Annotated in this window: 19 protein-coding genes; 5 read left to right on the top strand and 14 right to left on the bottom strand. The window is 65.7% G+C overall.

The genetic code is table 11. The features are described from left to right. Nucleotides 1-61: 61 nt before the first annotated feature. From U0C82_RS12745 to U0C82_RS12700, 10 genes are all read right to left on the bottom strand, one after another. On the bottom strand, nt 62-1168 hold the full coding sequence (locus U0C82_RS12745) for an FAD-binding oxidoreductase (protein WP_322187546.1): 1107 nt from the start codon (nt 1166-1168) through the stop codon (nt 62-64). 129 nt (nt 1169-1297) lie between these two features. Next, nucleotides 1298-2557, bottom strand: a complete 1260-nt coding sequence (locus U0C82_RS12740) for an aromatic ring-hydroxylating oxygenase subunit alpha (RefSeq protein ID WP_322187545.1) — start codon at nt 2555-2557, stop codon at nt 1298-1300. 68 nt (nt 2558-2625) lie between these two features. After that, nucleotides 2626-3198: a sarcosine oxidase subunit gamma gene (locus tag U0C82_RS12735; protein WP_322187544.1), complete on the bottom strand. Its 573-nt coding sequence runs from the start codon at nt 3196-3198 to the stop codon at nt 2626-2628. Next, nucleotides 3191-6175 (bottom strand): sarcosine oxidase subunit alpha family protein, encoded by a 2985-nt coding sequence (locus U0C82_RS12730; protein WP_322187543.1) that lies wholly within the window; start codon nt 6173-6175, stop codon nt 3191-3193. The genes U0C82_RS12735 and U0C82_RS12730 overlap by 8 nt, the downstream gene beginning before the upstream one ends. A 15-nt stretch (nt 6176-6190) precedes the next feature. Continuing rightward, nucleotides 6191-6508 (bottom strand): sarcosine oxidase subunit delta, encoded by a 318-nt coding sequence (locus tag U0C82_RS12725; protein ID WP_322187542.1) that lies wholly within the window; start codon nt 6506-6508, stop codon nt 6191-6193. A gap of 26 nt (nt 6509-6534) precedes the next feature. Beyond that, complete coding sequence (locus U0C82_RS12720; RefSeq protein ID WP_322187541.1) at nt 6535-7788, bottom strand: sarcosine oxidase subunit beta family protein; 1254 nt, start codon at nt 7786-7788, stop codon at nt 6535-6537. Nucleotides 7789-8122: 334 nt separating this feature from the next. After that, a complete protein-coding gene (locus U0C82_RS12715) occupies nt 8123-8650 on the bottom strand; it encodes a helix-turn-helix domain-containing protein (RefSeq protein WP_322187540.1) in 528 nt (175 codons plus the stop codon). A gap of 375 nt (nt 8651-9025) precedes the next feature. Beyond that, a complete protein-coding gene (locus tag U0C82_RS12710) occupies nt 9026-10075 on the bottom strand; it encodes a GlxA family transcriptional regulator (protein ID WP_322187539.1) in 1050 nt (349 codons plus the stop codon). Between the two features lie 87 nt (nt 10076-10162). Beyond that, the gene (locus U0C82_RS12705; RefSeq protein WP_322187538.1) at nt 10163-11440 is read right to left on the bottom strand and encodes an ATP-binding protein; all 1278 of its coding nucleotides are present in this window, start codon (nt 11438-11440) and stop codon (nt 10163-10165) included. Further along, entirely contained in the window at nt 11440-12174 is a 735-nt protein-coding gene (locus U0C82_RS12700; protein ID WP_322187537.1) for a response regulator transcription factor, read from the bottom strand. The genes U0C82_RS12705 and U0C82_RS12700 overlap by 1 nt, the downstream gene beginning before the upstream one ends. A gap of 257 nt (nt 12175-12431) precedes the next feature. Here U0C82_RS12700 and U0C82_RS12695 point away from each other — a divergent pair, with 257 nt between their 5' ends. Both U0C82_RS12695 and U0C82_RS12690 read left to right on the top strand, forming a co-directional pair. Then, nucleotides 12432-13208, top strand: a complete 777-nt coding sequence (locus tag U0C82_RS12695) for a Spy/CpxP family protein refolding chaperone (RefSeq protein WP_322187536.1) — start codon at nt 12432-12434, stop codon at nt 13206-13208. 217 nt (nt 13209-13425) lie between these two features. After that, on the top strand, nt 13426-14325 hold the full coding sequence (locus U0C82_RS12690; protein WP_322187535.1) for a D-alanyl-D-alanine carboxypeptidase family protein: 900 nt from the start codon (nt 13426-13428) through the stop codon (nt 14323-14325). A 69-nt stretch (nt 14326-14394) separates the two neighbouring features. On the opposite strand, the gene U0C82_RS12685 is transcribed toward U0C82_RS12690, so the two are convergent. Next, the gene (locus U0C82_RS12685) at nt 14395-15564 is read right to left on the bottom strand and encodes an FAD-dependent oxidoreductase (RefSeq protein ID WP_322187534.1); all 1170 of its coding nucleotides are present in this window, start codon (nt 15562-15564) and stop codon (nt 14395-14397) included. Between the two features lie 152 nt (nt 15565-15716). On the opposite strand from U0C82_RS12685, the gene U0C82_RS12680 reads away from it, so the two are divergent. Beyond that, the gene (locus U0C82_RS12680; protein ID WP_322187533.1) at nt 15717-17102 is read left to right on the top strand and encodes a GntP family permease; all 1386 of its coding nucleotides are present in this window, start codon (nt 15717-15719) and stop codon (nt 17100-17102) included. Nucleotides 17103-17136: 34 nt separating this feature from the next. On the opposite strand, the gene U0C82_RS12675 is transcribed toward U0C82_RS12680, so the two are convergent. From U0C82_RS12675 to U0C82_RS12665, 3 genes are all read right to left on the bottom strand, one after another. After that, on the bottom strand, nt 17137-18468 hold the full coding sequence (locus U0C82_RS12675) for an MFS transporter (RefSeq protein WP_322187532.1): 1332 nt from the start codon (nt 18466-18468) through the stop codon (nt 17137-17139). Nucleotides 18469-18681: 213 nt separating this feature from the next. Further along, the gene (locus tag U0C82_RS12670; protein ID WP_322187531.1) at nt 18682-19605 is read right to left on the bottom strand and encodes a uracil-DNA glycosylase; all 924 of its coding nucleotides are present in this window, start codon (nt 19603-19605) and stop codon (nt 18682-18684) included. Nucleotides 19606-19651: 46 nt separating this feature from the next. Then, a complete protein-coding gene (locus U0C82_RS12665; protein WP_322187530.1) occupies nt 19652-19981 on the bottom strand; it encodes a DMT family transporter in 330 nt (109 codons plus the stop codon). Between the two features lie 177 nt (nt 19982-20158). Between U0C82_RS12665 and U0C82_RS12660 the strand changes: the two genes are divergently transcribed. After that, nucleotides 20159-21820 (top strand): electron transfer flavoprotein-ubiquinone oxidoreductase, encoded by a 1662-nt coding sequence (locus U0C82_RS12660; protein WP_322187529.1) that lies wholly within the window; start codon nt 20159-20161, stop codon nt 21818-21820. Then, complete coding sequence (locus U0C82_RS12655; protein WP_322187528.1) at nt 21820-22233, top strand: hypothetical protein; 414 nt, start codon at nt 21820-21822, stop codon at nt 22231-22233. Before U0C82_RS12660 ends, U0C82_RS12655 begins: the two co-directional genes overlap by 1 nt. Nucleotides 22234-22304 lie beyond the last annotated feature (71 nt).

Below are 22304 nucleotides of genomic sequence, written 5' to 3'. Positions count from 1 at the left end.
GTTGCTTCGAGTTCCTCGCAATGGTGCTCGAGGATGAGGGCGGTCTCGGTCAAGCATGATCTCACCGCTCGATCACAAGGTCGCTCGTCGGTTTGGAGCAGCACAGGAGCGCCTTGCCCGCATCGATTTCGCGCTGGCGGATGCCGCCCGAATGCTGCATGTCGAGCGTTCCGGCCTTGACGTTCGACTTGCAGGTGCCGCAAAGGCCCTTGGAGCAGGAGGAGGGCAGGCGAAGCCCGGCCCGGCGCGCGGCTTCCAGGACGGTCATGTTTTCCGGGCATTCGACGACGCGCCCGCTCTTCGTGAACTCGATCTGGAAGATCGTCAGCGGCGTCTCGATGATTTCGGTCGCGACGTTGATCTCGTCCTGGGCCTCTTCGGTGAAGCTGTCGAAGTTGAAGCTTTCCTGATGGTAGCGGCTCATGTCGAAGCCGCAATCCTCGAAAATCCGGCGCGCCGCCTTCATGAAGGGCGCAGGTCCGCAGGTGAACACCACGCGCTCCTTGAAGTCCGGGCAGATCATTTCGAGCTTGGCACGGTCGAACCGGCCCCTGAACCCCGGCCAGCGCTCGAACACCGCATCGTCCTCGCAGATGAAGGTCGGCTTGATCGAATGGTTGCGCTTGCCCATGAATTCGAGCTCGTCGCGAAAGATGATGTCGGCCGGGGTGCGGGCCGCGTGAATGAACTCGATGTCCGAGACGAGCGCATGGTCAAAGGCCGATCGCGCCATGGACATCATCGGTGTGATGCCCGAGCCGCCGGACAGGAACAGGAACTTCTGGTCCTGCATGCCGGCCCACGAGAAGTCACCCATCGGAATCGTGCAGCGCAGCATCATGCCCGGCCGGAATTCGTCGTGCAGCCAGTTGGATATCGGCCCGCCGGGCACGCGCTTCACGGTGATCGTCACGGTATCGGGCCGGGAGGGCGGCGAGGAGATGGTGTAGCAGCGATGGATGGTCTCGCCGCCGATCTCGAATTCGAAGGTGAGGAACTGGCCGGACACGAATTCGAACTGGCGCTTGAAGCGCGGCGCGAAGACGAAGGTCTTCACGTCGTGGGTTTCGTCGCGCACGGCGCGGCAGATGAGGACGTCGTCCTCCTCCGGCTCCCAGCGGAAATAGCCGGTGGGAACGGGGCCGGTCTTGGGATCGGGCATGTCCATGGCGCTTCACCCTTCGGTGCCTGGAGCGGGGCGACACGTGGTCTCGTCCAATGCGCCCGCTCTCAACTCTTGTCTGTTTCTCGCGTGAGGGCCGGTGGCGGCGTGCCACCGGCCCTCACGCCGTCTCGATCACGCGACGGCGCGCGTCCTGGCCAGATGCGCGAGCATGCGGCCGACATACCAGTTGGTGCATTTCTCGACGAGCATTTCCGTATGCGGCGAGTACGGCCCCGGCACATAGCCCTTGCCGCGAACCCCATCCTGGCAATAGCCGACGAGTTCGCCGTCCTGGGCGTTGGTCGCCATCCAGACATTGATGAGATTGTCGAGATCATAGTCGACCCCCTCGACCGCATCCTTGTGGACGAGCCATTTGGTGCGCACGATCGAATGCTCCGCATCGATCGGGAGCACCGAGAATACCACCGCATGGTCACCCATGAAATGGTGCCAGGAGTTCGGCTGGGTCCAGAAATGCAGGGCCCCCGCCTTGGCGTTGGTCATCGACCCCATCAGCTTGCGGCAGGCGCGCTTGGTGTCCATCGTATGGCTCTCGCCGGCGCCGGCCAGCGGCAGGCGCTCGGTGCGGAAGCTCGTCACCATCTCGTCGAGCCGGTCGATTTCCTTCGAGGGCAGGCCCTGGCTTTCCCAGTCGCGGTGATTGTCGTTGAGCATGGCGGCATAGTTTTCCGCATGCTCGCGCTCGGCCGGTTCCAGCTCGGTCGGATCGAAGCCGAAGCCGTAGGCGAACAGCGGAACCGTCAGCTCGGGATGGTTGGCGCTGCAATGGTAGCATTCGCGATTGTTCTCGATCGTGAGCTTCCAGTTGCCCTGCTCGATGAGATCGTGCTCGTAGGCGATCTTCGCCTCGCGCAGATTGTGGGGCGCGAGATAGGGCGCCATCTGCCGCTCCATCTCCTCGTAGTCGGCCGGCGGGTTCTCGGCCAGGCAGATGAACAGCAGGCCCTCGAGCGAGCGCACGTGAACCGGCTTCAGCCCGTGGCAGGACTTGTCGAACGTCTCGCCCATATGCTCGGCGTGGATGAGCTGGCCCGTCGTGTCGTAGACCCAGGAATGGTAGCGGCAGACCAGGTTTCCGACGGTCGACTTCTCCTCGTGGACAAGGCGCGCGCCGCGGTGGCGGCACACATTGTGGAAGGCGCGGATCTCTTCGTCATCGTCGCGCACGATGGCGATCTCGGTCTGGCCGAGCTTGACCAGCATCACGTCGCCGGCCTGCGGCACGTCCACATCGACGCCCACGAAGATCCAGTGCTGGCCGAAGATCACGTCCATGTCGGTCGCGAAGATTTCGGGGTCGGTGTAGAACGGCGCTTCGAGGGTATAGCCCTTCTTGCGGTGGGTGAGCTGCGAGACAAGATCGATCATGGAATGCCTCTTTTCATAAAAGCGGAGCGCGCTGGGCGCGGGTTTGGACGGGTTTCGGACTGTTCGCTTCAGGCGTCGGCGAAATCCCGGGCGGCCTCGACGAGATAACCCTGGACATAGGCGCCGAAGGAGCGCCAGCAGGTGATCTGCCACGTGGTGTCGGAGATCCGGGCGAGAACGATCTCCGCCTTGCCGAACAGCGTGCGGGTCGCCGTTCCGGCCGGGAAGGCGGCCGGCGAGAGATCGAGCGGACATCCCGAATTGATGACGGCGTCGCCCATGGCGCCTCTCACCTCGAAGGTGACGTCCCGATGGGAGACGTCGACCAGGGAATGGGCCTTGCCCGCCATTGCCTCGAGGACGGCCTCGACAGCGGTGTCGGTCTCCTCGTCGTTGCACAGCAGCATCCACTCGTCCGGTCCGAGACGCAGCGCGACGCGATCGCCCTTGTCCGAGCGCGTGTTCACCGCGCCGTCCACCGGAAAACCCGCGACCTCGCGGCGGCCGCCGAGCGCCGCCGCCCTGGCGCGAAACGACAGCCGGCCGATGGATGGCTGCAGCGAGACGCGCAAGGGGCCGATCAGGCCCGCCTCCTCGAAGCGAACGGCCGGCACGCGCTGTGCGAGATTGACCTCAAGCATGGGTTGTTTCTCCCTGAACCTCGTGGAAGACGGCGGGCGCGATCGTGGCCTGCGTGAAGCCCTTCGGCGTCGTCACCCAGACGCTTTCGCCCAGCCTCGACCGGCCGCCCTTGATCATCGCCATGGCGATCGACCGGCCGCAGTTCGAGGAATGATAGCTCGACGTGACATGGCCGATCATCGGCATGGGCACCGGCGCGCTCGGATCCGTGACGATCATCGCGCCTTCGTCGAGGACTTCGTCGGCATTGGCCGCAAGAAGCCCCACGAGCTGCTTGCGATCGGGCTTCGTCATGTCGGCGCGGGCGAGCGAGCGCTTGCCCACGAAGTCCGGCTTGACCTTGGAGACGAGGCCCGAAAGCCCGACATCGTCGGGCGTTGCCGTACCGTCCGTTTCCTGGCCGACGATGATGAAACCCATTTCGCAGCGAAGGACGTGCATGGTCTCGGTGCCGTAGGGCGTGATGCCGTGCGTCTGGCCGGCCTCGAAAAGCGTCTTCCACACGGCTTCCGCATAGTCCGCCGGAACGTTGATCTCGAAACCGGTCTCGCCGGTGAACGAGACGCGGAAGAGACGGGTCGGAACGCCGCAGATGAAGCCCTCGCGCACCGCCATGTGCGGAAAGGCGCCTTCCGACAGGTCGATGTCCGAGACGAAGGGCTCGATCACGGCCCTGGCGTTCGGCCCCTGCAGCGCGATCACCGCGTATTGCTCGGTGATCGAGGTCAGGAAGACGTCGAGCTCCGGCCATTCGGTCTGGAGATAGTCTTCCATGTGGGCGATGACGCGCGGTGCGCCGCCGGTGGTGGTGGTCACGTGGAACCGGTCTTCGGCAAGGCGCGCGACGACCCCATCATCCATGACGAAGCCGTTCTCGCCGAGCATCAGGCCGTAGCGGCAGCCGCCGACCTTCAGCTTGGTCCAGGCGTTCGTGTAGATGCGGTTCATGAACTCGGCGGCATCGGGGCCGACGACCTCGATCTTGCCGAGGGTCGAGGCATCGAAGATGCCGACCGTGGTGCGCACCGCCTTGCATTCGCGGGCGACGGCTGCGTGCATGTCCTCTGAACCCTGCGGGAAATAGTGCGCGCGCCGCCACTGGCCGACCGGCTCGAAGGCGGCGCCCTGGGCCTGCGCCCATGCATCGATCGCGGTGGTGCGCACGGGCTCGAAGCTCTTCTCGCGCGACGGGCCGACGAGGGCGCCGAAGCTCACCGGGGTGTAGGGCGGGCGGAATGTCGTCGTGCCGATGGCCGGCAGCGGACGATCCAGAATGCCGGCGACGAGGCCGAGCGCATTCATGTTGGAGGTCTTGCCCTGGTCCGTCGCCATGCCCGTGGTGGTATAGCGCTTGAGGTGCTCGATCGATTCGAAGCCCTCGCGAACCGCGAGGCGGATGTCCTTGGCGGTCACGTCGTTCTGGAAATCGACGAAGGCTTTCACCTTCGTCGGCTCCTCGTCGGTCGGCAGGACGCGCACGGGCTGGAAGCCGGTGAAGGTCCGCGATGCCGAGACCGCGCGCGTTCCGCCTGCGGCCTTCGCCCCATCGGCGATGATGTCGGCCAGATCGTAGATGCCGCGGCAGGCGCCGGCCGACACTTCGTTCTGGACCGACTGGCCCGGCAGGAAGGCGTCGAGATCGGCGTCGAAGGCGAGCTTGCCCCGGGACTGGGAATACAGATGGACGGACGGGGTCCAGCCGCCGGACATGGCGACGCAGTCGCACGACAGGGTGCGCCGCGCCCCGAGGGTTCCGTCATGGCCGATCGGCGCGACGACGAGCCCGGTGACGCGGGCCTTGCCGAGCGCCTTGACGACCGTGTGGCCGGTCAGGACGTCGATGCCGGCGGCGCGCGCCTCGGTCAGCTCCGGCCCGCAATCCTCGCCGAGGCGAATGTCGACGATCGTCACCGGCATGCCCGCATTCGCGGCGTCGATCGCGGTGCGATAGGCGGACGCGCCCGACGTCGCGACGACGAGGCTGCGACCCGGCAGGACCGCATAGCGGTTGATGAAGGCGCGGACGCTTTCCGCCAGCATGATGCCCGGACGGTCGTTGTTGGCAAAGACCAGCGGACGCTCGTGGCTGCCGGCGGCGATGATCACCTTGCCGGCGCGCACCTGCCAAAGGCGTTCGCGGGCAAGCCCGTCCGGCGCCTGGTCCCGGTGATCGGCGACCCGCTCCACCATGGCGATATGGTTGTGGTTGTAATAGCCGAACACCGTGGTGCGCGGCAGAAGCACGACGTTCTCGCGGGCGTCGAGCGCGCTGACCATGGCGTCGACCCAGGCCCTGGCCGGCATGCCGTCGATCGTCGAGGTGACGTCGTTCAGGAGCGCGCCGCCGAACGCGAAACCCTCGTCGGCGAGAAGCACGCGCTTCGTGCCGTCCTCGGAGGCGGCGAGCGCCGCCGAGAGCCCGGCGGGACCGGCGCCGACGACGAGAATGTCGGCATGGGCGTGGCGGTTGGCGTAGCGGTCGGGATCGGAGACGGTCGGCGCCTCGCCGAGGCCTGCGGCCCGGCGGATCACCGGCTCGTAGACCTTGTCCCAGAACTGCCGCGGCCACATGAAGGTCTTGTAGTAGAAGCCCGCGACGAAGACCGGCGACAGGAGATCGTTGATCGCGCCGACGTCGCGCTCCAGCGACGGCCAGTGGTTCTGGGTCTTTACCGCAAGGTTGGAGCGTGCTTCCACGACGGAGGCGCGATTGTTGGGATCGCGGCGGCCCGCGCCCTTTTCAGGGCGCCAGTCGACGGACAGGAGGGCGTTCGGCTCGTCGGATCCGTGCGAGAGGATGCCGCGCGGCCGATGATATTTGAAGGATCGTCCGGCAAGGTGCGATCCGGACGCAAGCAGCATCGAGGCGACCGTGTCGCCGCGAAAGCCGTGTAGCATCTTGCCGTTGAAGCGGACCGTGATCGGCTTGGAGCGGTCGATAAGGCCGCCGGCGGCTTTGCGGAATGGCTGGCTCATGGCTCTCAAAACCCTTCAGGCGCTGCGGACTTGGGCGGGATCGGGAAGGTCTGCGTCGGTTGCGCCGGGGCGCGGCGCGCCCATCGCATAGGTGGTCACGATCCGGTCGCTGACCGTGTCGCGCAGCGCGTTGAACCAACGCCCGCAGCCGTGCCCGTGGCGCCAGCGCTCGGCGTGGAGCCCCTTCGGATTGGTGCGGTAGTAAAGATATTCCGCCCAGGCCTGGTCGTCGATCGCGGCCGGGCTCTCGGGCCGCGCGATATGGGCCTCGCCGCCGCAATGAAATTCGCTTTCGGGGCGGCGTCCGCAGTTCGGGCAATCAATCAGCAACATCGATCCGGTCCTTCTCGTGCGGGGGGCTAGTGCGAAACGGCGGCGGCCGCCGCCTCGTCGATGAGCTGGCCGGTGCGGAAGCGATCGAGGCTGAAGGGCGCGTTGATCCGGTGCGGCTCGCCGGTCGCCAGCGTATGGGCAAAGACGTGGCCGGAGCCGGGGGTCGCCTTGAAGCCGCCGGTGCCCCAGCCGCAATTGACGAAGAGGTTGGGGATCGGCGTCTTCGACAGGATGGGCGAGCGGTCGGGCGTGACGTCGACGATGCCGCCCCACGAGCGCAGCATGCGCATGCGGGTGAACTGGGGGAACAGCTCGCAGATCGCGTCCAGCGTGTGGTTTGTGACGTGGATGCCGCCCTGCTGGGAGTAGGAGACGTACTGGTCGGTGCCGGCGCCGATGACGAGTTCGCCCTTGTCCGACTGGGAAATATAGGCGTGGACCGCGTTCGACATGACGACGCAGGGGAAGACCGGCTTGACCGGCTCGGAGACGAGCGCCTGGAGCGGAACGCTCTCGACCGGCATGCGAAGGCCGAAGCGGCCCATGACGACGCCGGTATGGCCGGCCGCGACGACGCCGATCTTCCGGGTTCCGATGACGCCCCGCGAGGTCTCGACGGCCTTTACCGAACCGTCAGGATTGCGTTGGAGCCCGGTGACCTCGCAGTTCTGGATGATGTCGACGCCGCGGGCGTCGGCGCCGCGGGCATAGCCCCAGGCCACCGCATCGTGGCGGGCCGTGCCGCCCTTGCGCTGCAGGGCGCCGCCCATCACCGGATAGCGGATATCCTTCGAGATCGTCAGGGGCGGACAGAACGCCTTGCACTCCTCGGGCGAAAGCCATTCGTTGTCGACGCCGTTGAGGCGGTTCGCATAGACGTGGCGCTTGAAGGAGATGACGTCGTGATGATTGTGCGCCAGCATCAGGACGCCGCGCTGGGAGAACATCACATTGTAGTTGAGCTCCTGGGACAGGCCCTCCCACAGCTTCATGGCGTGGTTGTACAGCGCCGCGCTCTCGTCGAAGAGATAGTTCGAGCGGATGATCGTCGTGTTGCGGCCGGTGTTGCCGCCGCCGATCCAGCCCTTCTCGATCACCGCGACATTGGTGATGCCGTGGACGGTCGCGAGGTAATAGGCCGTCGCCAGCCCGTGGCCGCCGCCACCGACGATGACGATGTCGTATTCCTTCTTCGGCTCGGGCGCGCGCCATTGGCGCTCCCAGCCCTGATGGCCTTGGGTCGACTCCCTGAGGAGCGAGGCAAGCGAGAAACGACGCATCGGACGGGCCTCCATTAGGACAGAGGCAGATGTCGCATGTCGGGGCCCGCCGGACTGTCAAAAAAGCGTCATCCGCCATTGGGAATGCGACATGTTTGTGCGCTATGCTGCAGTGCAAGATTTAGAGGCAGGGCGAGCGGCGCGCGGCGGATTGAAGGGTAAAGTCCATCACCTTGACGGCATTCGCGAAGACAAAAGCCGAAGTTATCCGATAAGCCGCGTGCAATGCTTGCTCTAAACAACGCATAGTAAACATGTAATGGGGCGCTATATCGATATCATTCGCGCGATCTGAAAGATCGACCGTTATCCGTGTGTCGATTTCATCGTTCTGCTATGGCACCCCATCTGCCATCGCATCTTCCATTTCGATGGAGGCAGATACTGCGTCAGGGTTGCGATGAATGGTCCAAAGAAGCGTTATCGCCGTTGCGTTTGGCTTGGATTTCCCCTGTTCCCAGTTTTTCACGGTCGCTTCTTCCAGTCCGAACCGTAAGGCGAACTGGGATTGTGACAGGCGCAGACCCTCGCGGACAGCCCGTGCCGATATGGCCTCCGGCCCGTGCTTTCTGGCTTGGATACCCAAGGCTTTCAGGTCAGATGTCAGTTTGCACAGGCTCTCCACCTTGGGCACTTCGACATAGGCTTCGCCCTTATCGACCAAGTCCGTCATCACCGCATAAGCGGACTTGAGAGGAAGATGCCTACGCACGAGAGCCCGGGCCGCTGCCGGCGTGTCGAGGTCTGCGCCCGGGAGACGCTTGAGACGGAGACGTTCTGCGGAGCCTTCGGGGACGAGGGGCGCGTCCCGGATTTGCACCTGTGGTCCGAACTGCTCCAACAATGACGATCTCGTCGACATCCAACTTCTCCATGACCGCTTGAGCGAGTTTCATGAGCGCGGCTGGTCCCCACGCTTTCGCGGGGTCTCCGCCGATATGCATCCCTTCCAACGCCAGTGATCGCCCCGAGAGCGTCACGTGGCTCATCACGTCGAGCGTTCCGAGCGGGGTGCTTATCTCCACCGTAAAGATTGGGTCTTCACTCAAGGATGCATCGACGAGGATCTCGACATCGTCTGCAATCAACAAAGGACCCTATACGCAACTTGCTTATAGTTTGTCATGGGGGCCTGCAATGTCAAGGAATTTGACGCAAGCGATTCGAGATCGAAACCGTGGGTCTGGTCCCGTCATCCGCTTCCACGCCCGCGCCATTCCCCAAACCATTTCGCCGCCTACCGCGCTTCGTGCGTTTCCATGCAAGATTCATCACGCCGCAGCCGCACACCCTTGGGCGACACCCCGAACGCTGTCCGGAAGCTTTGGGCGAAATGGGCGCCGTCGCAGAAGCCGGTTTCGATGGCGATCTCGGTGACGGTCTTCGCCGTCGTCTCCAGAAGGCGGCGCGCATGGTCGAGGCGGATCCTGCGATAGACCGCAGCCGGGGCCTGGCCGAGCGTCGTGCGGAACAGGCGTTCGAGCTGGCGGCCGGACAGGTCGAGACGGATGGCGATCGTGTCCACCGGGAGCGGGTTGCCGACATGGCTCTCCATCATCAGGATCGCCCGGCGCACGCGGCTGTCGGATGAGGGGGAGCCGGCATGCGGCTGGGCCTCGTGGCCGCGCCGCGCATCGTGAAGCTGGAGGACGTGAAGGCTCTTCTTGGCGACGTCGAGGCTGATATGGCGATGGATGAGATAGGCCGCGAGATCGGCGACGCCGCTGCCGCCGGCGCAGGTGATCCGGTTTCCGTCATCGATGAACAGGCGCTCGGCGTCCGGCGTCTGGTCGGGGAATTCGGCCGCGAAATCCTCCGCGTGGAACCAGGAGACGCACGTCGTGCGCCCGGCCATCAGCCCGGCCCGCGACAGGACGAAGGAGCCGGTGCAGACCCCGACCAGGGTGACCCCCGCCCGGTCGCAATGGTCGAGATAGCCGAGCATCGCCCGGTCGATCTGCTCGCCGCCGTCGAGGAGCCCGCCGACGACGACGACATAGTCGAAATTCTCGGGGTCGATCAGGCCGCAGGTCCGCGACACGCTGATACCGCAGCTCGAGCGCAAGGGTTCGGGGCGCGGCGCCATGACATGCCAGGAGCAGCGGATGGGCCGCGACCGGTCGCCATCGTCGGCGGCAAGGCGCAGCGTATCGACGAAGAGCGAGAACGCCGAAAGCGTGAAATTGTGGGCGAGAAGAAATCCGACCCGCAGCAGCGGGCGCGGCGCCGCGCGCTGGGCATTCTCGCTCCTGCGTCCGGTAGCTGATGCGTGTCTGGCGTCCATCATGGACATCGGCGGAGAGTTCCGATTGCGCGATCTCGAGCGATCAAAGCCGACGCGGCCCGATATGGCAAGACGGATCGCGGGTCATATTCATCCGTGATCGGGCCGGCGTGGCGCGCCTGCGCCGGCCGGAAGCCGCACGACCTGTTCCAGCCCGCCCCGTGGCCGGTTCCGGATCTCGATCGTGCCGTGCAGGCGGTCGACGATCTCCTTTGCGATCGCAAGCCCGAGACCTGCGCCCGGCTTGAACTTGCGCCGTCCCGCATCGACGCGGAAGAAGGGCTCGAAGGCGCGCTCGATCATGGCTTCCGGAATTCCGGGGCCCGCGTCGACGATGGTGACGACAGCTTCGTTGCGGTCGCCTGCAACGCGAATGGCGGCGCTGCCGCCGTGAACCGCCGCATTGTCGACGAGATTGCGCAGCGCGCGCTTCAGCGCCAACGGCGAAGCCGACACGGCGATGTCGAGCCCTGGTTCGAAACCGGTCGTCACGTCGCGCCCGATATCGGACAATTCGCGCGCGATTTCCGACAGGAGCCCCGGCAGGGACACGAGCTCCCGGGGCTGGGGTTCGACCTCCTCGCGCACGAGGCGGATGGCGGAATCGGCAATCCTGTCGAGCTCCTCGAGGTCCTTCAGCCAGACACCGCGATCCTCCTCGGGCAGGAATTCGGCGCGCAGACGCATCCGCGTCATGGGGGTTCGCAGGTCGTGGCCGGCCGCCGCCACGAGACGCATCCGGCTCTCGACGCCGGTGCGCACGCGCTCGATCAGCCGGTTCAGCGCGCGGGCGGTCTCGCGCACCTCCATCGGACCTTCCTCGGGCAACTTTTCCGGCAGCCCGTCCGGTCCGACCGTCGCCACGGTCTTTTCGAGGAGCTTCAGCGGACGCGAGACCTTGCCGGCGATCAATAGCGCGATGACGATCGCCCCGAACGTGACGAGCGCCATGTTGGCGACGAAGACCGGCCAGTCGCGCGGGGGAGGGCCGAGAAAGGGCAGATAGGCCCATTGCCCTTCCGAAAACTCGAAGGCGAGCTGGCGCGCGCGCCCCGCCTTGTCGTGGACGATGCGGGTCGGGATGAGGTCGCCTTGCGCGTCGCGCACGTCCGACAAAAACTCTCGGCGGCTGACTCGGATGCCGTCGCCGTCGCGCGGCGCCTCGCCCACGGTGATCCTCAGCCGGCGCGCGGCATCGGGATCCTCGGCAAGCACCGCGGCGACGATCCGGACCTCTTCGGCGAAGGTCTGGTAGAAGCTCTCCCGGTCCGGCCGGTCGAGGAGCTGGACCGAAACGATCGATGCGGCGGAGACGACGCCGATGATGGCGATGGCGATGACGAGGGCGATGCGGGCGCGAAGCGACATCAGGCCGGCCCGCCGCTCAGCTTCTCGACGGGCGCGGCGAACTGGTAGCCGCCGTTGCGCACGGTCTTGAACAGCCTGAACTTGCCGCCATCGTCGAACTTGCGGCGGAGCCGGCTCATCGTCACGTCGATCGCCCGGTCGTAGGGCTCGACGGACCGGCCATGCAGGTGATCCATCAGGAGATCGCGCGACAGGACGCGGTTCGGACGCTCGAGAAAGATCATCAGAAGATCGAATTCGGCGCCGGTCAAAACGACCTCCTCGCCATCGGAGCCGACGACCTGCCGCCGGCTCGGGCTGGCGACGAAGCCTTCGAAGCGATAGGCAAGAGTGCCCTCGTCGCCCGGGACGCCATCGTTCTGCCCGCCGGTCCGGCGCAGCACCGCCTTGATGCGGGCGGAAAGCTCGCGCGGATTGAACGGCTTGCCGAGATAGTCGTCGGCGCCCAGCTCCAGCCCGATGATGCGGTCGACATCCTCCTTCAGCGCCGTGAGAAGAATGACGGGAAGATGCGGCTTCACGTCCTTCATGTCCCGGCAGATATCGAGGCCGGAGCCGTCCGGCAGCATCACGTCGAGCACCAGAAGGTCGAAATTGCCCTCCGCGATCTTCTTCTCGCAGCTTCTGCGATCGGTCGCCAGGGAGCAGCGAAAGCCCTGGCTTTCGAGATATCTGCCGAGGAGGCGACCGATCTCGGGATCGTCGTCGGTGACGAGGATATGCGGCGATGTCATCGTCTGGGTCCGTTTTCGTGCGGGACATGAAGAGCCGTGGGCTCGCGCGTGCGTCGATCCACCGATCCGTCAAAGCGCAAGCCGCGTCTCGCCGCGAGTCTCCTCGTGTAACGAAAGATTGCAGGAGGTCCGCCAGCAAGGTTCTGCAATCAAAACGGATGGCGGGCGATACGCAAGGTTACAATCCGCCGTACATTCGCAACAGGGCTCCTCCATCTTCGGTCCATCCAAACGGACAGATCAAAAGGATGACCGACATGTTCGACCGACAGAACGCACGGGCCTCGACGATGCGCAACGCTCTCGTGGCGCTCGTGGCAGGCGCACTTCTCTCGACGACGGCGCTGACCGCGTCCCGCGCCCAGACCGCAGAACCGGCACCGACGCCGCCGGCTGCCATGCAGGAGCGCGACGGCCCATCCGCCCAGGCACGATCCGGCGGCGAGAATCCGCGCGACGGGGCCCGCGGGGAGCGACGCGGCGAACGCGCCGATCGCCACGGCAAACGCCATCACGCGGACCGTCGCGGGGGACGCGGAGGCTACGGCATGGGCTTCATGATGAACCCGGCCAAAGTTGCGAGCGGGCTCGCCGCACTCGAGACCGGCATCGGCATCACCAGCGACCAGATGGATGTGTGGCGCGAATTCTCGTCGGCGGCCGTCGCGTTCGCGGCGGCCTCCCGGCCCTCCCACGGTCCGAGGGGCGAGCGTTGGCGCGACCGGGACGAAGCGCCCGAGGCAGGCCAGGCGCCGAACGCGGCGACCGGCGGCGAAGCCGCATCCGGGGCGCAGCGCACGCCGTTCGATAGGCTGGAGCGGATCACCAGCCGAGCCATCGCCTCCGGCGAGGCCGCACGAACGCTCCAATCGGCGGCCGAGACCCTTCAGCAGTCCCTGACGCCCGAGCAGATCGACACCGCACGGACGCTGATGCGCTCGATGATGCGCGAAGCGCGCATGGAACAGCGCGGACACCACGGCAAGGGCGGGCGTCACGGCGGGCATGGCGACCATCACGGCCAGCGCGGCTGACCGGACCCTGCCGAACGCATGCCATGACCCAGAATGGCGTAACCCTCCGCCCGCAAGGGCGGGGGGCGTTCCCATGCGCGCCGCGCGACCGTGCGTGTTGCACCGCCGGCACATCGGCTATCTGCTTTCGCCGAAAGACTTTTCCCCGTTTGACCGCTGTTAACCATGGCCCGCATAGGATGGCCCAACTTCTTCAAGACGTGAGGCCGGCACCCCCATGGGCCGCAACAAGACTTCGAGTTTTCTCAACGGCCTTTGCGGGCGCGTATGCGCGGCGTTTCTGGCGATGGCGCTGCTGGCGGGCTGCCAGTCCTCGCAACTGACGTCCGAGGGCTTGCTGCCTCCCTCGCAGCCGGTGGCGGCGATGGCCTTCAGCCAGATCGAACGGCGCGGCCAGTCGGCCCTCGTCATCGATTATGCGACCGGGCAGACGCTTTACGAAGACCAGCCCGACGCGCTGCGCTATCCCGCCTCGCTCACCAAGATGATGACGCTCTATCTTCTGTTCGAGGCCGTTCGCAGCGGTCAGCTTTCGCTCGATACGCAGCTCGTCGTCAGCGAGAACGCGGCCTCCAAGCCGCCGTCCAAGCTCGGCCTGAAGCCGGGCGAGACGATCCCCGTCAGCCTCGCGATGACGGCGCTCGCCGTTCGCTCCGCCAACGATGTCGCGACGGTCGTCGCGGAAAATCTCGGCGGAACGGAGGAAGCCTTCGCGAACGCAATGACGCGCAGGGCGCAGGGGCTCGGCATGAACCGCACCCGCTTCGCCAACGCGTCCGGGCTGCCCGACCCCGCCCAGGCGTCCAGCGCGCGGGACATGGCGATCCTCGGGCGTGCCCTCTATTCGCGCTTTCCCGAATATACGAATTTGTTCAAGCTCACCTCCTACGAATATAACGGACGCACGTACCGGGCGACGAACAAGCTTCTGGGAACCGTGCGTGGCGTCGACGGCATAAAGACCGGCTACATCAACGATGCCGGCTCCCATCTCGTCGCAACGGTCGAGCGCGGCGGGCGCCGCCTGATCGTCGTCGTCCTGGGAGGCGAATCGGCCCGAAAGCGCGATGCGCAGGTCTCCGCACTGATCGAACGCTATGCGGGCGCCGGATCGTAGGGCGCAGCGCGCCCGCGGCATCGGGAATGCGGCGCTCCGAAGCCCGTGAAGGCGAGCCGCCCGGCCGCGTCAGCCGCGGTGCGCCCGGCGGCCCTGCGCGGCGAGCCTGTTGAACCGTTCGACGAACCGGCGATCGTTCCAGTCCTTCCAGTGCCAGATCCAGCGGCCTTCGAGCGAGACCCCCCATTTGTCCGCGACGGCCCGGCCGTCGCCGGTGGACAACAGATTGAGCCAGTCCTTTTGGGGCGCGAAGGTTTCAAGCGCCTCGCCGCGTGCCAGACGGCGCAGGTTCGTCGCCAGAACCGGACCTTCGCGCACGGCGAACACGCCGGCCTTCGGGCGGGGATCGGGCAGGGAGGCGACATCGCCGGCCGCGAAGATGTGCGGATGAGAGCGGCTGCGCAGCATGGCATCGACGCGCACGAAGCCGGTCGCGTCGAGTTCCAGACCGGTTTCGCGCAGCCACCCCTGCGCCGCCGACGTCGTCGCCCAGACGATGGCATCGGCCCCGATGACCGCTCCATTCTCAAGCATCAGACGGTCGGGCAAGGTCCGCGCGACGCGCGCGCCGAGAACGAGGCCGATGTTCTTTTCCGCCAGTCGCTCCGTCAGGCGCCGCCTCGTGCGCGGCGCGCGATCGGGCAGGATCTCGTTCGCTTCCCCGATGAGCGTCAGTTGGAACGGGCGCGGGCCGATCGCCGCGGGGAGTCGCGCGGCGAAGGCGAAGGCGAGTTCCACCCCCGCCGCGCCCGTGCCGACGATGGCGAGGCGGAACGGTCCGGACCCTTCCTTCGTCTCTTGCAGCAGCGCGTCCACGGATGTCGCGAACCGGTCGATCGGCTTCACGGGAACGCCCGTCCTGGCCCCGCCCATGCCGGGTTCGGAGCCGATGTCGAGGGCGAGGATATCGAAGGCGAGGCATGTTCCGTCGTCGAGCCTCGCCAGGCGCGCGCGCGGATCGATCATCGCGACCTTCTGCAGGTGGAGGTCGGCGCCGGCGAACCCTGCCAGCCCCTTCGCATCGATCGTCATCTCCTCGATTGAATAGAAGCCTGCGAGATAGCCCGGAAGCGATCCGGAATAGGGGGTACGCTCGTGCGGCGTCACCAGCGTCAGTTCGACGGACGCCTCCGGCCTTTTGCCGAAGGCCTCGAGGACATGGACATTGGCGTGGCCCGCGCCGACGAGAAGAATGCGGGTTCTTGCCCCATCGGGCGACGGTGTTTCGGCTTTCGTCACGTCGCGCCTTTTTTGAGAGGGGATCGAGATCGAGGCGGACTTTCTTGCATCCAGCCTCGTTTCCGAATTCGCGCCCATGCCTATGTTGTTACCGGACGCCCGCCCGAGCGGGCCTTGAGCGTCGAGAAAAGCACGAGTGGGGATGGACGGACATGGGTTTGTTGGGGATCGTCCTGTCGCTCGGATTGTTGATGTATCTGGCCTATCGCGGGATAACCGTTCTGATCCTCGCACCGCTTCTGGCGCTCTTGGCCCTGGTGCTCAACGGCGAGTTCACGCTTCTGGGAACCTACACCCAGATCTTCATGGCCGCGCTCGGCGACTACATCGTCAAATATTTCCCGCTGTTCCTGCTCGGCGCGATCTTCGGCAAGCTGATGGCTGATTCGGGATCGGCGCGGGCCATCGCCGAAACGATCGTCGGCAAGCTCGGGCCGCAGAATGCGATCGCGGCGATCGTGCTGTCCTGCGGCCTCCTCACCTATGGCGGCGTGTCGCTCTTCGTCGTCGCCTTCGCGGTCTATCCCATCGCCGCCGAGATGTTCCGTCGCGGCGATCTGCCCAAGCGCCTGATCCCGGCGGCGATCGCGCTCGGCTCGTTCACCTTCACCATGACCGCCTTTCCCGGAACGCCGGCGATCCAGAACGCGATCCCGATGCCCTATTTCGGGACGACGCCTTTCGCCGCGCCCATCGTCGGCATCGCGGCCGGTCTCATCATGCTGATCGGCGGCGTCGTCTGGCTGAACTTCCGGGCGAGACGGGCGAGCGGACGCGGCGAGGGCTACGGCGATCACGAGGAATCGGCCATCGGCGCCTCGGCGGCGATCGAGGGGGACACGCCGTCCTTCACCGTCGCTCTGGCACCCGCCGTCGCGGTGATCATCCTCAATGCGCTGTTTACCTACGTCGTCATCCCGGCGATGGATACAGGTTATCTCGGCTCCGACAAGTTCGGCGGCGTGGCCATCGGCGACGTGCGCGGCATCTGGGCGATCATCGCCGCCCTCGTGTTCTCGATCCTCCTCATCGTGGCCTTGAATTTCCGGCGCCTTTCGGACCTCAAGACCTCGATCAACACGGGAACCTTCGGCTCGCTTCTGCCCGCCTTCAACACCGCCTCGGAAGTCGGCTACGGCGCGATCATCGCCTCGCTGCCGGCGTTCTTCCTGGTGCGGGACGCTGTGCTCGGCCTCACCGACAATCCGCTGATCAACGTGGCCGTCGCCACCAACGTCCTTGCCGGCATCACAGGTTCTGCCTCGGGCGGCATGTCGATCGCGCTGGAGGCGCTGGGCGACCGCTTCGCCGAGATCGCGGCGAGCGCCGGCATTTCCGAACAGCTGATGCACCGCATCACGACGCTGTCGTCCGGCGGTTTCGACGCGCTTCCCCACAATGGCGCGGTCGTCACACTTCTCGGCATCTGCGGCCTCACGCACCGCCAATCCTACGCCGACATCTTCGTCGTCGCGGTGATGATCCCGGTGTTCGCGACGATCGTCGCCATCATCCTCGGCACGGTCGGAATCGTCTGAGCCCGATCGCCCGGCGCTTTCGAGCGTCGTCCGATCAGTTCGCCGCGACGGAAGAGGGCGTTTCCGCCTTCGCGTCCACACGCTCGGTTTCCGTTCCGGTCTCGTGTCCGGTCTCCGTCTCGTCCGGCACGTCGATGCGGGGATCGAGCGTGTAGGTGATCGGCGTCTGGGTGCGGCCGAGCGGGATGGCGCGGAAGTCGGCGCGCTCCTCCGCAGGCTGGGCCACGCGCCGGAAGGTCCGGAAGAAGGCGTAGGCCGCATAGAGCGCGGCGGCCGACCCGACGCTCTGGAAGATGCCGATCGGGCCGAACTGCTCCATCAGCCATGCGGCGTAGAGCGGGCCGACCATCGTGCCGATGCCGTACAGGATGAGCAGGCCGCTCGAGATCTTGATGAAGTCGCTCGGGGTGGCATAGTCGTTCGAATGCGCCACGGCGAGGGAATAGGTCGGATAGACGACGCCGCCGATCACGAAGGAGGCGGCAAGCAGCATCGAGGTCCCGGCCTCGCCGAGCTGGGCCCCCAGCGACGCGATGAGGATGCCGACCGCGCCGATCCCGACCATCACATATCGGCGGTCGATCCTGTCGGACAGCTTGCCGAGGGGGATCTGGAAGACGATGCCGCCGGCCATCGCGACGACCGTCAGGGAGGCGATCTCGGTGGTCGAAAGGCCGATCTGCTGGCCGAACACCGGGGCCATGTTGTTCCATGCACCCGACATCACGCCGGCGAGACAGACGCCGACCGCGCCGACCGGGGAATTGCGGAAGATGAGGCCGAGATCGATCGAGACGCTCTGGAGCGGCGCGGGCGAGGCGGCGCGCGACAAGCCCGTCGGAATGACGGCGAGGCAGAACAGGATCGCGCACAGGATGAAGGATGTCGTCAGCGCCGGGTCCGCGAAGGGCATCACGTACTGGCCCCCCATCATCGCGGCCATCGTGACCACCATGTAGATGGAGAAGATCGTGCCCCGGCTATCGTTGGTCGTGCGCTCGTTGAGCCAGCTTTCGATCACCATGTAGCAGCCGGCGAGCGCGAGACCGGCCATTGCCCTGAAGACGATCCAGGCGATCGAATCGACGATGAGCGCGCACAGGAGGATCGCGATGGCGAGGAGCGCCGACAGCGAGGTGAAGGTCCGCACGTGCCCGGCGCTGCGCACCACGAGGGGCATGACGACGCAGGCGAGCGTGAACGCGATCGCGTAGCTCGTTCCCAGAAGACCGATCTCGTAGGTCGACCAGCCTTCGATCGAGCCGCGCACGGGCATCAGGATGCCCTGCAGGCCGGCGCCCGCCATCAGGAAGAACGTCGAAATCAGAAGAGCGGCGATCGGGACGATTTGCCGGGTGAACTGCATGGGGGCCTCGCATCATGTCGGTGCCGCCGGACACGGATGGAAGGAACGGCACCGCGGCGGGCCCTATCGGGCAATTATGACTGGAGCGAGAGGCGGGGAGGAAATCGGGGATATGCGTTGTTGCATCGCACAATCATCGCCGAATTCCCGAATGCGCCAAACCTCTGCGACCGCGACGTTTTTACCGCAGGTTCGCCCCATGGAGGCTGTCGATCACAAAGCCGTGAGTGAATCGAGCTTCTCTCGCAGGGCGAGAAGGTCGCGCCAGGCCAGCCGTTTCTGGGCCGGATTTCGAAGCAGATAGGCCGGATGCAGCATGGCCATGGCGTGGATCTGTCCGCCTTCGCCGAGCCCCATCGTGTAGCTTTTCCACTGGCCGCGAAAGCGCAGGAGGCCCTGGTCGGCTTCAAGCAGCGCCTTGGATGCGGGATTGCCGAGACAGATCAGGATCTTCGGATCCACCAGTTCGATCTGCCGCTGGATGAAGGGCAGGCACATGGCGGTTTCGGCCGGCGTCGGCGGCCGGTTGCCCGGCGGGCGCCATGGCACGGTGTTGGTGACGCGGACATCCTCGCGTTTCAGATCGATCGCCGCCAGCATGCGGTCGAGAAGCTGTCCGGATTTGCCGACGAAGGGTTCGCCCGCCAGATCTTCCTCGCGCCCGGGCGCCTCGCCGACGAGCATCAGGTCCGCATCTTCCGCGCCATTGCCGAAGACGCAGGTCTTGGCGGTAACGCGCAGGCCGCAGCCCTCGAAGGAGCGCATCGCCTCGGCAAGTTCGGCAAGGCTCGTCGCCGACCGGGCGCGCTCGCGCGCGTCCGCGACCGCCATGTCGCCCGAAATCTGCAGGACGGGCGCCGGAAAGCTCGCCATCGCCTCGTCGAGACGGGCATCGCGCACGGGCTCGACGCCGCGTTGGGATGCGGCGGGTGCCGGGCGGTCGAGCCGCGATGCAGCGTCCGGTGCCGCCCGGGACCCCGGATCGCGCCCCGCGCGCCGCGCCGTCTCGCCTCTTGTTTCGGTGAACCGGTCCCTCGGACGGGCGTCGAGGAACATGTCGAGGCCGGCCTCCGAATAGAAATTCAGGAGCGCGATGGCCTGGCGTTGAAGGTCGGGATCGAGCGGTTCGGCTGACATGGGGGCCATCATAGCCGATCGCCCGGCCGTCAGACAGGGGCGGGGATCAGTGACTGACCGTGTGGGAGAAGAGATTGATGACGACCACCCCGGCAAGAATGAGGGCGAGGCCGAGAAAGCCCGCCAGATCGATGCTCGTCCTGAACCAGAAGAGATCGATCAGCGCGAGGAGGACGATGCCGGTGCCCGACCAGATCGCATAGACGATGCCGACGGGCAGGGAGCGAAGCGGCAGCGAGAGACAATAGAAGGCGACGCCGTAGGCGAGGACGGTGACGATCGAGGGCCCGAGACGGGTGAAGCCGTCGGTCATCTTCAGGGCGGTCGTGCCGACGATTTCGCTGAGAATGGCGATGAACAGGTAGAGATAGGTCACGGCGGGCCTCGTCCTTTCGCGGCGCGGCAGGAGCGGGAGGGAACGTCGTCCTGCCCGCCGCGTCGACGGGCACGGCCGGCTGGCCGTCGCACCGCCGAATTTGACCCGCCGCGGGAACAAGCTAGAACCGGTCTAAGCCAATGAACAGCAATAATCATCAAAAGCGATCCCAGCCCCATGTCCACGACACAAGATCTCGACCCGCGCGAATCGATGGAATTCGATGTGGTGATCGTCGGGGCGGGGCCCGCCGGCCTCGCCGCCGCGATTCGGCTGAAGCAGATCGACGCGGATCTCTCGGTCGTTGTCCTGGAAAAGGCGGCCGAGGTGGGCGCCCATATCCTGTCGGGAAACGTGCTCGACCCGTCGGCGCTGGACGTGCTCCTGCCTGACTGGCGCACGGAGGAAACGCCGATCAGGACGAAGGTGAGCGAGGACCGCTTCTACTATTACGGGCCGCAGGGCTCGGTGCGCCTGCCGAATGTCCTGATGCCGAAGCTGATGGGCAATGAGGGCAATTTCGTCGTCTCCCTGGGCCTCGTCTGCCGGTGGCTTGCGGAAAAGGCCGAAGCCCTCGGCGTCGAGATCTATCCGGGGTTCGCCGCGACCGAACTCCTGAAGAACGACGAGAATGTCGTCGTCGGCGTCGCGACCGGCGACATGGGCATCACGCGGACCGGAGAGCCCGGAAGCCAGCACCAGCGCGGCATGGCGCTGATGGGCAAGTACGTGTTCCTGGGCGAGGGCGTGCGCGGATCGCTCGCCAAGCGGGCGATCGCGGATTACGGGCTCGACGCGGCATGCGAGCCGCAGAAATTCGGCCTCGGCATCAAGGAATTGTGGGAGATTTCACCGGACAAGGCAAAGCCCGGCCGGGTCGAGCATTCCTTCGGTTGGCCGCTCGGGAACGGCACCGGCGGCGGGTCGTTTCTCTACCATCTCGGCCAGAACCAAGTCTATGTCGGGTTCGTCACCCATCTCAACTATAAGAATCCCTATCTTTCGCCCTTCGAGGAATTCCAGCGCTTCAAGACGCATCCCGACATCGCCGAACTTCTGGCCGGCGGCACGCGCATCGCCTATGGCGCGCGGGCGATCACCGAGGGCGGCTGGCAGTCGGTGCCCCGGCTCGATTTTCCCGGCGGCGCGTTGATCGGCTGTTCGGCGGGTTTCGTCAACGTGCCGCGCATCAAGGGCGCCCACAATGCGATGACGTCCGGCATGCTGGCGGCGGAAAAGGCCGCGGAGGCGCTGCGGGCGGGCCGCGCGAACGATCGTCTCGAGGCGTATGAGAACGCCTGGCGCAGCTCCGCGATCGGCAAGGACCTGAAGCCGGTGCGCAACGTGAAGCCGCTCTGGTCGACCTATGGCACGGCGGTCGGCATCGTGCTCGGGGGCATCGACATGTGGACCAATTCGCTGTTCGGCCTCTCTTTGTTCGGGACGAAGCCCCATGGCAAGGCCGATCACGAATGTCTCGAGCCGGCGGCCAGGCACAAGCCCATCGACTACGCCAAGCCCGACGGCAAGCTCACCTTCGACAAGGCGTCCTCGGTCTATCTCTCGAACACCAATCACGAGGAGGACCAGCCGGTGCATCTCCACGTGAAGGACGCAGCGCTCCAGCACGCCTCCGAGTTCGAGGTCTATGCCGGACCCTCGCAGCGCTATTGCCCGGCGGGCGTCTACGAATGGCAGGTCGAGAACGGCAGGGAGACATTCGTCATCAACGGCCAGAACTGCGTCCACTGCAAGACGTGCGATATCAAGGACCCGAACCAGAACATCGAATGGGTCCCGCCCCAGGGCGGCGAGGGCCCGGTCTATCAGGAGATGTGATGCGCCGGACGGATCTCCATGAAATCGCCGAGGGCAAAATCGCCGATGCTCAGCTTCTGTTGGCGCATCGGCGCTATGCGAATGCCTATTATCTCGCGGGATATGCGGTCGAGATCGGACTGAAAGCCTGTGCGTCTCGTCAGATCGTCGGTGAGACGATCCCGGATCGTTCGTTTCTCAAGACCATCTTCACGCACGATTTCAGTCAACTGGTGCGATTGGCTGGGCTCAAAGCGGAACTCGACCGGGCCGGTCTTGCGACGAGCCGCTTTCTCGAGAACTGGGCGATCGCTTCGGAATGGCGTCCCGAAAGCCGATATGAGACCATCGACGCATCTTCGGCGTCGATGCTGGTCAATGCCGTCGCAGAAAACGATAGCGGAGTTCTACCATGGATCAGAGCTTATTGGTGACGAACGGGCACAGGCTCGTCGAGGCGTTGGACGAAGAGGGGATCAGGCCCATCGCAGCGGTCTGGTACCAC

Source organism: Fulvimarina uroteuthidis, assembly GCF_034321785.1.
Lineage (GTDB): Bacteria > Pseudomonadota > Alphaproteobacteria > Rhizobiales > Rhizobiaceae > Fulvimarina > Fulvimarina uroteuthidis.
This window is presented reverse-complemented; position numbering and strand designations above follow the sequence as displayed.